The following is a 12,521-nucleotide window of genomic DNA, read 5'->3' as shown; positions in this document are numbered from 1 at the left end:
AACATCAGCAGGCGGCGCCCGCCAGCCAACCTAAACTTCTGTCGCTCTCCATCGACGGTGAAATGCGCAAGTCATATGATGGCCCACGCACTTGAAGTCCAGAAGTGATCCCTCCCGTTCCCTCGTGCTTACTCGACGGTCACCGACTTGGCGAGGTTGCGCGGCTGATCGACATCGGTGCCCATCACCACCGCTGTGTGGTAGGCCAACAGTTGCACGGGGACAGCATACACCATCGGCGTGAAGGCCGCCGGCATGTCGGGCATGACGATGGTGACGAGAGAATCGACCGTCGCCTCGGCCGCGCCCTTGGCGTCCGTCATCAGAATGATGTTGCCGCCGCGGGCGGCGACTTCCTGCATGTTGGAGACGGTCTTCTCGAACACGCGATCGTTGGGCGCAATGACGACGACCGGCGTGGTCTCGTCGATCAGCGCAATCGGCCCGTGCTTGAGCTCGCCGGCAGCATAGCCCTCGGCATGGATGTAGGAGATCTCCTTCAGCTTCAGCGCGCCTTCGAGCGCGAGCGGGAAGCTGGTGCCGCGACCGAGATAGAGCACGTCGCGCGACTTGGCGATCCTGTGCGCAAGCTTCTCGATCTGCAATTCGGTGGTGAGCGCGTCCGCCATCAGGCGCGGGATCTCGACCAGGCCGTGCACGAGCTTGGTCTCGTCCTCATCGGACAATTCGCCGCGAGCCTTGCCGGCCGCGATCGCGAGCGAGGCGAGCACCATGAGTTGGCAGGTGAAGGCTTTTGTGGACGCGACGCCAATCTCTGGCCCAGCGAGCGTCTGGAGCACCGTCTCGCTTTCGCGCGCGATCGTCGAGGTCGGCACATTGACGACGGCGAGCGTGTGCACGCCTTCGGCCTTTGCATAGCGGAGCGCGGCCAGCGTATCGGCGGTCTCGCCCGATTGCGAAATGAAGATTGCCAAATCGCCCTTGCGCAAGGGAGACTCGCGGTAGCGGAACTCGGAGGCGACGTCGACCTCGACCGGCAGGCGCGCCATGCGCTCGAACCAGTATTTTGCGACATAGCCGGCGTAGCTCGCGGTGCCGCAGGCCGTGATGGTGACGCGCTGGATGTCCTTGAAGTCGAACGGTAACTTCACCGGCAGCGACACGCGCTCGGAGGCCATGTCGACATAGCGCGCTAGCGTATGACCGATGACCTCAGGCTGCTCGTGGATTTCCTTCGCCATGAAGTGGCGGTAGTTGGCCTTGTCGACCAGCGAGGTCGAGGCCGCATGCTTGATCTTGTCGCGCTGGACGGCGCGGCCGTCCTTGTCGAAGATCGCAACGCTGCTCCGGGTCAGCACGACCCAGTCGCCGTCCTCGAGATAGCTGATCGTGTCGGTGAACGGGCCGAGCGCGATCGCGTCCGAGCCCAGGAACATCTCGCCATCGCCGTAGCCGACCGCGAGCGGCGGACCGTTGCGAGCGCCGATCATCAGATCGCCCTCGCTAGCGAAGATGAAGCCGAGCGCGAACGCGCCGCGCAGCTGACTCAGGGCGAGCTTCACCGCCTCGACCGGCTTGTTGCCGCGCGTGAGCAGATCGTCGACCAGATGCAGCACAATCTCGGTGTCGGTTTCGGTACGGAACACCGAACCCTTCGCTTCGAGTTCCTCGCGCAGCTCGCGGAAATTCTCGATGATGCCGTTATGGACCACCGCGACGCGCTCGGTGGCGTGCGGATGGGCATTCTGCTCGGTCGGCTTGCCGTGGGTGGCCCAGCGGGTGTGACCGATGCCGGTCGTCCCCTTCAGCGGCCTGTCGTGCAGCCGCGCTTCGAGGTTCTTCAGCTTGCCTTCCGCACGGCGGCGCTCCAGGTGATCACCTTCGAGCGTGGCAACACCGGCGGAATCGTAGCCCCGATATTCAAGCCGCTTGAGCGAATCCACCAGTTGCTCTGCAACCGGTTCGCGCCCGAGAATGCCGACAATCCCGCACATGCGGATTAATATCCCCCGACTCTTTGAACAATCATTCTCAAATCTGCTCCACTGTTCTGCAATACGCCTGCTCTAATGCTGTAAGTTAGACGTTTCGTTCTGCGGCCTACTGATGTGCACTCACGCATGAGGTCGCTTCAGCAGTTCCGGTTCGCCGAGGCGCATCGCGGCCTTGGCGAGCACGATCGAACACCAGAACGGTACTGCAGCAAAGGAAACGACAGTTCCAAGGTGGGTCAGATATTCTTGCGCTAGCCTATCGATGCTCCATTTGATCGTGAACCAATGCACGCCCAGTCTCTTCTCCTGGTAACGACGATAACAATCGTAGTCGCAATAGTGCTGCCGCGTGGCCATATCTCGCAAGTAACCAGTCTCAAGCGATTGACGACAGCCGATACAGATCGACGCGCCGTCGGGTGTCCTGTGATTTACCAGTATAAACTTCATGACTCGTCGGTCACGCTGAGGATCATTCATGAGGCACCAGCCAGTTCTCAAGAAGTGTGCCGCTGATGCCAGCATGAAGCGAATGGCGGACTGAAGCTTCCGCCTCCAGGCTGTCGCTTGTGTTTGGCCCGCAAAAGAAGCCCGGCCACTTTCGTTGGCCGGGCAGAAGTCAGTCTCGGAGGAGCGACGCTGCTACACATCGCGCCAGCTTCCGTCGGCAGAGGGAGGACTTCTACCGGCGGTCCATTTGCGGCGAGGGCATTCGCCGCCAACCTTAGCCACAGAAGAGCGATGTCCGTTTCGAACGTGATCTGGCATCGCCTTCTTCTGTGCCATTAGACCAGAGTTCAAGGAGCCCGAACTCATGCTCGCGACATACCACGATTCTGCGGCAAGGCTCCGTTCTTCAGCCGTGACCGGTCGCTTCGAACGCTCGCAGCGTCAGGTGACAGAACCCAAGAGCAGCAGCCTATACCAGCGCTTGGCTGGATGTCCGACGTACAACGAAAGTGCTCTTTCGCGCGCAGGCAAAGATCGATAACCATTCCGACTAGACCGAAGCCTTTCTCTCTAAACCGCCGTCGTTATGCAAGATCCTATAAGATTGGTAAAATCGATTGTGTTGATGGGCCCCATCTACACTATGGATGGTCACGCGCATTCAGCTTTGAGTTCGCTCGCCTACGACATCTGCACAAACTGGACCGGTCAGCCATCCCGCTGACGTGCATGCCGAAGCTTGGCTCTGCTCGTGGCGCTGCGCGCAACCGGTGCTCCCAGGATACAAGCGTCAGCGAATTTCCTCTCAGCTCGCGGCTCTGGCACTGTCGGCGTGCTCGCGTGGTGGCCAGACTGCCAAACTCATGGCTCTGGTCGACCCGCTCGGCAACGTCAATTGTTTCATCCTATTGCCCGGCCAGTGTTACGTCAGCGGCGGCGTCGAGCTTTGACCACGGGCTCGATCTTGAAGTGCTGATAGGTGAACACGCAAGCGCGCGTTTCGGCGCCTAGACGTTGCGGCGGTTCGCGTTCCTTTGACGCACGATAGATGCGTGAACTGGATGTGATCACCGACGGCATCGTTGTGAAGTGCGACACCGATTTGGGTTAACGATCGCATCCAGCCTGCGCGATAAGATTAGGTGCGGTTGCCGTCTGCGTTATTCCTTCAGTTTGCGCAGCGGCAACTGCTATCGTGGTTTCGCGCTTGCTCCTGCCGCGATACGCGGGCTCAGCTTGCCCGGAGATGCGCTGCGCTCATGTCTGAATGGAATGAATTCCGCGAGACAGGCAAAAAACGACTTGAATCGCACGTTGCGTTAGCTTGTAGCAATCAAAGGATGACAAAAGACACTCGCGGCGCCGTCTCGACGTCGGATGGGACGAAAGAATAGCTTGATGAACCGGATACTCGTCGCGGCCGGAGTAGGGCTGGCAAGCGCTCAGCGCGGGTCCACCGGAGAATTGGTGTTCCCTGCCTGCGAGACTTGTCATCAGGTCGGCGAGAATGCGAGGAGCGCCGTCGGCCCGACACTGAATGGGCTGTTCGGGCGGAAGGCGGGATCGGTCAAAGGCTGCAGCTGCTCATTAAGGATGAAAAACTCTGGCATCATTTGGAGTGAGTGGGTCTTGCATGATTCATCAACGATCCGGACGCAACGAGACCTGGCACCGGGATGGCGTTATCTGGAATCAAAGACGGCTAAGCGAGCGTGATTTTGATCGAATGTCTGCGCACTTCCGTCAAAGAGCCCGTCGATCTCAGGTAGTGAGATCGACGCTCGGCGTCCGAGCTTTCAGTGAATCCGGAGACGCGGCGGGGCGATCGTTTATGTCTGCGTCACCGTGCCAGCGCCGTGCACGAGAAACCTTTTGGGCCGACCGTTCAGCATCTTCTCGCCAAGCTCGACCGAAGCGCTTCAAATTGCGTGCCGCAGCGCGCGGCGCGAACGGATCAACCCCGTTGGACCGCCGCGCACGTCACCCGGGAGAAGGCCATAGTCGCTGTGTTCTATCCAAGAGGTGAATGCCCTCCATCACAACAATCTATTTTACCCACCCCGATGAAGGCTGCTAGGCAAGGCGGAGGTTGCGCTGGGGGATGATGCAGGTCGTGAGGATTTACTGTCGACTGTTGAGGTCGGTTGCTCTAGGTGGCCACGTTCGCCCCCTGCTCAACAGTAAGGCTGAAGAAAGTCCTTTCAAACGGTTGCCAGCAGTGTCTTTGTCAGGCCGCAACCACGCCGCGCTGGATGCCACCGTGGCGTAACAGAAGATTCGTGTGCCAGAAGGATACATGAGGCAGCCATGACTATGACAGTGTATGGGTCCAGCAAATCGAGGGTAGTGGAGCGTCTGAATCAAGTATATCGGGTGATGACGTTAAGTTTTTTTGCGCAACTCCTTCGATATTTCACGTTCCCTTTCCGCGTATTTGCCAACTCATCTTCCGTTCCACTGAAGGCTGATGCTGACCCACATATCCCCACTGCACAACCCTCAGCAGAATGTACTCGTCAACGTCTTCAATATCTTAAGCTCACTATTGAGATTCAAATCGAAGAAGTTGCGAGGTTGATCTGCGAGGACAAGAGCGCGATCGAAGCGACCCGTCTCCTCAATGCGCTTACAAGCGAGCTGGTAGCAGCGAAGCTCGGCATGTGTCCGAAACTCGACGAGCAAGCAGGGAATGCGTTTATCGGAGGTGACGCCCACCGTCTCGAACAGGAGCACGGCAAACTGTACGAGCCGGAACAGCTTTCGACTCTGGGGCTGCTTCTTGATGAGGCAGTCCTGGCATTACCCCCAAGTATGCGAATTCCTTCTAACCGGATCGAAATCGCCAAACTCATTTTAGAACGCGCATCTATTAATCAAGTCGAACCTGACCTTCTTATTAAGTTGATTAGTGCCCTTGTCGCCGCTGCTTGATATAGCTGATACGCCTCCTTCGCCGCGACATCAGGTAGTGTGCGGGAGGTTCAGCAAAAGCTGAGGGGCTGAAGCGGTCATGGTCCGGTGATTGCGAAGATCACCGCTCGTAGAGGAGCTTGGACCCGCCATGACCGCGACGAAGACTAGGACGGATGTCTCTGCAGTCAAAGAGTTGTTCAGGTCGGACAGGAGTTCCTGAAGCCGCTGATCCAGGGTGCGGTGCCGGAAATTCTCGAAGCCGAGATGACGGAGACGCTGGGTGCGGAGAAAGGAGAGCGCAGCGAGGGACGGCTTGGCTATCGCTCCGGCTACTATCCCCGCTCGCTGATCACCCGGGTCGGCAAGATCGAGCTGAAAGTGCCGCAGGACCGGCAGGGGCGGTTCTCGACCGAGCTGTTCGAGCGCTACCAGCGCTCGGAGAAGGCGCTGGTTGCGGCCTTGGCCGAGATGTACGTGCAGGGCGTCCCGACTCGGAAGGTCAAGCAGGTCACCGAGGAACTGGTGGGGCATGCCTTCTCGGCCTCGGCGATCAGCGCGATCAACAAGCGGCTGGATGGGTCGCTGAAGGCCTTTTGCGAGCGCAGAGGAGCCGTTCCCCCATCTGATCCTGGATGCGCGCTTTGAGCGGGTGCGTGAGGACGGCATCATTGCGAGCCAGGCGGTACTGATCGCGATCGGCGTCGACTGGGAAGGCCGGCGTCAGGTGCTCGCGGTCGAGCTCGCCAACCGGGAGAGCCGCTCGAGCTGGAAGGAGTTTTTGGAAGCGAAAGCCCGCGGCCTGCACGGCGTCGAGTTCGTCGTCTCCGACGATCATCCCGGACTGAAGAAGGCGATCGCCGAAGTCCTTGCCGGTGTGTTCTGGAAGCGCTGCTATGTGCACTTCCTGCGCAACGCGCTCGACTATGTGCCGCGCAAGGTTGACGACGATTGCCTGCTCGAGCTGCGCTGGATGTACGACCGGTGCGATCTTGGCGAGGTGCGGCGCGATCTGGCGGCCTGGCTCGGCAAATGGGGCGGCAAGTACCCCAAGGGTGGAGGAGAACATCGAGGAGACGCACACCTACTTCCGTCTGCCGCTGGAGCACCGCAAGCATATGAAATCGACCAACATGCTCGAACGCCTCAACGAGGATATCAGGCGGCGCACCTATGTGGTGCGAATCTTCCCTAATGCCGAGAGCTGTTTAAGGCTGGTGCGGGCGCTGACCGTCGAGCGCTACGAGGCGTGGCTTGAGGATCACTGCTACCTCAACATGGACCTGCTGAAGGAGCACAAGAAGGAGACGCTGCGCCGGGCGGCCTGATCGATGCTCAGGCCCGATGGACGCTCCCCCTCTCCGCCGCCGTCGCTCGCCAGCGCTACGCTTTTGGGCAAGCGAGCGACGGCGGCTCCGAGGGGATGGCTTGGCCGGATCCCATGATCAATTTTGCTGAACTTGACGCACAGAACTCGACATCACGCGATGGAGGCACAGCACTGACGCCACTAAAGAGTGGCGTCGAGCTGCATTCGCCTCCCGTGTGGACGGCTCGACAGCGCCCTGAGTGCTCTCGAGCAAATTGCTGTTTTCTAGTCAATCATGGCGGACCGGACTCGATTCGCGGCGTCGCTGGACGTTCGCGGCATCACCTAACCTGGCCTCGGCCCGATGCCCCATGGAAGGAACCATCGCTTGGCGCCCTGTCGGCATGGTAGTTCCGGATTCGCAGACGCTCGCGGACTTTCTCGCGCTCAATCGATCGATCCTACCTTATTCACTAGAGTCCGTTTGCTCGTAGCATCCGCCCAACTTGCCAACGGTTAGCTGACTGCTCGAATCACGGCGAGGACAATGGTTAACCATGTAGCGACGCAGAACAATAAAGCGAGGCGCCACGCTCTTACCCTGAATCGACGTCGCCAGTTTACCAGCTCCGATGCGCAGCCGGTAAAGTAGTGGCCCCGAACGACGCCGACCATCTGACGATAGTCGTAAAATTCAAACTGCGATCGATTTTTGCGGATGTACATGATCCGCTCCTGAGGCGAGAAGCAGTATGCCCATATGTCTTGCGCCTCCTCGTCCTTAGACCGGCCGCATTCATTAGATAGGGCACAGTGGGCTCCCGGCGTTTCGATACGATGGTCTATGCCGAGCGAGTAAGTGGGTAGCATGTGCAGTAGAAGCATGGAGCGTACCTTTCGTGTTCCGCGAACCACGCCTACAATGTGACGCTGCGTGAGATTCAAGCTATTCCTCTGACTCCCCACCAGATCTAATAGGTACCCGTCCGCGACCTTGCTCGCGTTCCCGCCTCGCAGCAATCGCAGAATTCGCAGGTTGGCTGACAGCAGTCGGCACGCCGCGGAAGCGCCGCTTCTCTGGCGACAGGGACAGTTCGAGCAATTTCAAGGATCGGCAGGGGAACAGCCCGCCCAATCCCGGTGCTTCGTGGAGGTGGCTTTTCGTCTACCTTGGCGGCCCACCCGCTAGTCTCGCGAATGACGCGTCTGCCGCCGGCATAGTAATTAACATATTTCGTCCGACCAGCCCCTCGGAGGGGTTGAACCGTACGTAGCGTCAAATTGTAGGATCTCGAACAAGTAGCGGTGGTCTCCGGCGAGGCCGACGCCACTAACTAGTTCAAGGATCGCCAATGTCTCAACCTGTTCGGACCTACGCCGCGCCACGCTGTGAGGATCCAGACCTCCTTCGTACATGCAATTTGGTATTATTTTTGGACAGCAAGCAGTCTGAGCACGACCGCGGAGATGAGCGCGTCGCTGTTGGCCAAGTGCAAGAGCGTTCGGTTCCGTTCAGCCCCTCCAGGTCGCATTCTACCGCGTACTCTTCGTCACAAATTACCTACGTACAATCCAGTGCAAGTCCAATGCGCGACGAAGCTGTCCAACACGGACCAGCATGATGTTGATCGTCGACGTGTAGCTCCCCCACCCCTGAGATGATTGTCGCGATTGTCTCTCATTAGTCACTTTCGAAGAACCGCTCCCTCCCCAGGAGCGCGGCTAATCTGAGCCTTTTGGCCTATTGTCTCCACAGGCACCGTTGAACGTCGTGTACCCCGACGCCCCCTAAAGAGGATATCGTGAATCGAAGCCAGCGCCCCCTTTCTCGTCGGACCTATAGAGCAGGTTGGCATGTAGCAGCTTTCATTGCTTTTACGGCAATGAGCTCTCTCAGCGCCGTCGCCCGAGAGCGACGAGCGACGGAGGAAGAGCAACGGGCTTGCACCCCGGATGTGCTTCGCTTGTGTAGCAGTGCCATACCGAACGTCGACGCTATCACTGCTTGTCTGCGAACAAAGCTCAACAGCTTGAGTGACCAGTGTCGCTACGTGATGTCAGCACATGATAGTGCAAAAGCAAAAGCAGGCTCGAAATGACGTCGTTACCAACGTTCGATCAGTTCTAGTCAGGTTCCCTGATCCATCGGTTTACCGGCGTGCCGTAGTCGTGACTAGCCTAAACAATTCCCCCTTGACCCCGCAGCTCCCGAACGTCGCACTCGCGACCTGTGTTTGAGCAAATAGGCGAATGCAGAAACTACCATTCGATACAGTTCTGATCGCCAATAGAGGCGAGATAGCCGTGCGCATCATCAAGACGTTGCGTAAGCTGGGCTTGCACTCGGCAATCGTCTACCACGAGGTGGATGCGGCAACATTAGCCGTTTCTATGGCGGACACAGCGATCGCCCTCGAGGGTAGTTCCCCGATCGCTGCCTATCTTGATGCCGAGCAAATCATCGCTTCCGCCCGCAGGGCCAGTGTAGGCGCGTTGCATCCTGGCTATGGATTTCTGTCGGAGAGCGCCGAATTCGCGAGGGCCGTTGCGAGCGCTGGCATCACATTCGTTGGGCCAACTCCCGAAAGCATCGAATTGATGGGTGATAAAATCCGGGCTCGGAGATTTGTTCAGCGAGCTGGATTTCCGGTCCCACCTGCAGCTGTCGAAGAGGACGAACCAGAGACCTTCGCATCCCGAGCGCGGGACCTTGGCTTGCCTTTGCTGGTGAAACCTTCGGCGGGTGGTGGAGGCAAGGGCATGCAGATTGTGCGCGACTTCGACACCCTCGATGATGCGATTGCTCAAGCTCGTCGTGAGGGGCTGCGGTACTTTGGCGATGGCCGGCTCTACGTCGAACGATGTGCTGAAAAACCGCGCCACATCGAAGTGCAGGTGCTAGGGGATTCCTTCGGAAATGTTGTCCACCTCTTCGAACGTGAGTGCTCGGTCCAGCGGCGTTTTCAGAAGATCATCGAGGAGACGCCCTCGCCGGCCTTGTCCGCGGAATTGCGGAAGCGGGTCTGTGAAATGGCGATCGGTGTCGCTCGTAGCGCCAACTATCGAAATGCTGGCACTGTGGAGTTCATCTTCGATGGACATGAGTTCTATTTTCTTGAGATGAATGCCCGACTTCAGGTTGAGCATCCAGTGACCGAGATGGTCACCGGCATCGATCTTGTCGCCCAACAACTCCATGTGGCCGCGGGTCACGAACTTACTCTCTCACAATCCGACATTGTCTCCAACGGTCACGCAATCGAAGCGAGGCTGTACGCCGAAGCTCCTGAACGGGAATACGCTCCTACGACCGGAAAGATCCTCATGCTGGAGTACCCAGAGTGCGAAGGCGTACGAATCGACAGCGGTATAGTCCAGGGTCAGAAAATCACGACAGCGTTTGATCCGATGCTCGCAAAAATCGTCGTACATTCGGCCACGCGCGGTGAAGCCGCCTTGAAGGCGGCACACGTGATGCGCCAGTTTGTGCTCCTCGGCTGCGAGACAAACGCCGATTTTCTCGCTCGTCTGCTTATGGACGACACGTTTTTAAGCGGACAGATTCATACCGGTTATCTCGATCAGAATCCTCACCTGGCCATTGGCCAATGCGGGAGCGATCTGCCCGCCATCTTGGCAGCCGCGGCGCTCCTGACCAAGCCCGTTCGCGATTCGGCAGACGCCGTGCCCAAGCTCCATGCAGAGCTAGGCAAGTGGAGAAACTGACGTGAGGCATTCTTTTGCGCTTAATGCCGAGAGCTATGAATTATGGCTTTCACCAGGCCAACGCGACTATCGCCTTCACTTAGCCGGAGAGGTCATTGCGCCGGTGGCACTCTCACATCATCTCGACGGCAGCGGCATGCTTGAAATTGCGAGCGAGACCGTGCCGGTCAGATTTGCAATCGACGGCGACGTGCTTCACCTGCATATTCGCGGCAGGACGCGCATCCTGCGATACCGCGATCAATTGCGAGAATTCGATTTATCGGAGGTGCTGGCAAGTCATGATGCTGCCCAGGCGCCGATGCCCGGCGTCGTGGTTGCGGTCAGAGTTTCGCGGGGCGATGTAGTCAGCCCCGGCGCAACGCTGATGTTGGTCGAAAGTATGAAATTGGAATTTGTCGTACGCGCCCCTCGGGGCGGTGTGGTCGATCGTATTCACTTTGACGTGGGCGAAAGCTTCGAACAAGGCGCCGCGCTGGTTACGTTTTCCGACGAAGGGCGCTGACATGCAGCGGATTGTTTCTCAGGTGGACACCACGTCGCAAGAATTTCGCCTTAACGAGCTCCACAACCGACGGCTTGCGGCCGAGCTGAAGGAGCGCCAGCGTTCCGCTCGCTTCGATCGACCGACGCGAGACATTGAGCGCCTGCGGCGGCAAAACAAACTATTTGTTCGTGATCGGATCGAAGCGTTGCTCGATCCCGAAACTCCGTTTCTCGAGCTTTCGACGCTTGCCGGCAACAAGGCTTATGACGGCGAGGTACCGTGCGCCGGGCAGATCGTCGGCGTCGGCATCGTGGCGGGCCGCGAGGTCATTGTTCATGCAGATGATGCCAGTGTGAAGGGCGGAGCTTGGTATCCACTATCCGTGAAGAAGATTGTACGGGCATTGGATATTGCAATTGAGAACCGCCTCATGGTGGTCCATCTTTGCGACTGCGCCGGTGGATTCTTGCCTCTGCAGGCTGAGTTCTTCGCTGATCGCTACCACGCAGGTCGAATCCTGCGTAACCAATCAATCCTCGCTAAGATGGGAGTGCCGCAGGTCGCCATCGTCATGGGGCACTGTAGCGCGGGAGGGGCCTATGTTCCGGCGCTGAGCGATTACAACATCATCGTGCAGGGAACGGGGGCTATCTTTCTCGGTGGACCTCCAGTCGTAAAAGCCGCCACCGGGGAGGTGGTATCTGCCGAAGAGCTTGGTGGCGCTGACATGCATACGCGCGTTTCGGGAACGAGTGACTACATCGCGACTTGCGAAATGCATGCGATTGCCATCGCGCGGGACATCGTCGCTCGCATGAAGCATCCAACGAAAGAAGCGATTGATCAATCCGATCCGGAGCCTCCCGTTTACAACCCATCCGAACTATACGGCATCATTCCAAAAGACCCGCGCGTTCAGTTCGATATTCTGGAGATCATCGCGCGCCTTGTGGATGGCAGCCGATTCCATGAGTACCAGCCGTGCTATGACCGATCCCTGATATGCGGCTTCGCGCGTCTCCACGGATATCAGATCGGGGTTATCGCAAACAATGGCGTGTTGCAGAACCACAGTGTTCTGAAGGGCGCTCACTTCATCCAGCTCTGCGATGAGAACCGGACGCCCCTGCTCTTCCTGCAGAATACTACCGGCTTTATGGTTGGACGAGAATACGAACATGGCGGCATCACCAAGCACGGCGCCAACCTCATTATGGCCGTTTCTGCAGCGTCGGTACCCAAACTCACAGTGATCTGCAATGGCTCCCACGGTGCGGGGACATATGCGATGGCGGGGCGAGCATTCGATCCACGTTTCTTGTTTACCTGGCCACAATCGCAGATTTCGGCCATGGGGGCGGAGCAAGCGGCGGGCGTACTCACCCATGTCAAGGCAAGGCAATTGGCGCGTGAAGGCGGGCGTTTGTCCGACCAAGAACTGGCAGCCATTCGAGAACCGATTATGAAAGAGTATCGGGCACGATCGAGCGCCTATTATGCAACTTCCGAGCTTTGGGATGACGGTATTCTTGATCCCGTAGATACGCGAAACGCACTCTCAATCGCCTTGAGCGCTTCGCTTAATACTTCAATCGAAGCGCCGCGTTACGGTGTCTTTAGAATGTAGCGTTGCGGTTTACGCGCAGCGACATGGGCAACGCAACGAGTACGCCTTTCGCGCGAC

Annotated in this window: 6 protein-coding genes and 1 pseudogene; 5 read left to right on the top strand and 2 right to left on the bottom strand. The window is 58.3% G+C overall.

The genetic code is table 11. The features are described from left to right. Positions 1–128 precede the first annotated feature (128 nt). Positions 129–1,955 (bottom strand): glutamine--fructose-6-phosphate transaminase (isomerizing), encoded by a 1,827-nt coding sequence (gene glmS, locus KUF59_RS08070; RefSeq protein WP_258769183.1) that lies wholly within the window; start codon positions 1,953–1,955, stop codon positions 129–131. Positions 1,956–2,075: 120 nt separating this feature from the next. Beyond that, positions 2,076–2,405: a hypothetical protein gene (locus KUF59_RS08065; RefSeq protein WP_258769182.1), complete on the bottom strand. Its 330-nt coding sequence runs from the start codon at positions 2,403–2,405 to the stop codon at positions 2,076–2,078. Between the two features lie 2,307 nt (positions 2,406–4,712). On the opposite strand from KUF59_RS08065, the gene KUF59_RS08055 reads away from it, so the two are divergent. From KUF59_RS08055 to KUF59_RS08035, 5 genes and pseudogenes are all read left to right on the top strand, one after another. After that, positions 4,713–5,336: a hypothetical protein gene (locus KUF59_RS08055; RefSeq protein WP_258769181.1), complete on the top strand. Its 624-nt coding sequence runs from the start codon at positions 4,713–4,715 to the stop codon at positions 5,334–5,336. A gap of 130 nt (positions 5,337–5,466) precedes the next feature. Beyond that, positions 5,467–6,643 (top strand): annotated as a pseudogene (locus KUF59_RS08050) (IS256 family transposase). Positions 6,644–8,928: 2,285 nt separating this feature from the next. After that, positions 8,929–10,350, top strand: a complete 1,422-nt coding sequence (locus KUF59_RS08045) for an acetyl-CoA carboxylase biotin carboxylase subunit (protein WP_258769180.1) — start codon at positions 8,929–8,931, stop codon at positions 10,348–10,350. Position 10,351: 1 nt separating this feature from the next. After that, positions 10,352–10,855: an acyl-CoA carboxylase biotin carboxyl carrier protein subunit gene (locus KUF59_RS08040; protein WP_258769179.1), complete on the top strand. Its 504-nt coding sequence runs from the start codon at positions 10,352–10,354 to the stop codon at positions 10,853–10,855. A gap of 1 nt (position 10,856) precedes the next feature. Continuing rightward, on the top strand, positions 10,857–12,464 hold the full coding sequence (locus tag KUF59_RS08035; protein WP_258769178.1) for an acyl-CoA carboxylase subunit beta: 1,608 nt from the start codon (positions 10,857–10,859) through the stop codon (positions 12,462–12,464). The last annotated feature ends 57 nt before the right edge of the window (positions 12,465–12,521 follow it).

Origin of the sequence: Bradyrhizobium arachidis (assembly GCF_024758505.1) — a bacterium.
Classification (GTDB): domain Bacteria; phylum Pseudomonadota; class Alphaproteobacteria; order Rhizobiales; family Xanthobacteraceae; genus Bradyrhizobium; species Bradyrhizobium manausense_C.
Note: the sequence above shows the minus strand (reverse complement) of the source record. Positions and strands in the feature narration are given on the sequence as shown.

Coding starts and splice junctions, on each gene's coding strand:
- glmS (WP_258769183.1), bottom strand. CDS start 1,955: ATGTGCGGGATTGTCGGCATTCTCGGGCGCGAACCGGTTGCAGAGCAA.
- KUF59_RS08065 (WP_258769182.1), bottom strand. CDS start 2,405: ATGAAGTTTATACTGGTAAATCACAGGACACCCGACGGCGCGTCGATC.
- KUF59_RS08055 (WP_258769181.1), top strand. CDS start 4,713: ATGACTATGACAGTGTATGGGTCCAGCAAATCGAGGGTAGTGGAGCGT.
- KUF59_RS08035 (WP_258769178.1), top strand. CDS start 10,857: ATGCAGCGGATTGTTTCTCAGGTGGACACCACGTCGCAAGAATTTCGC.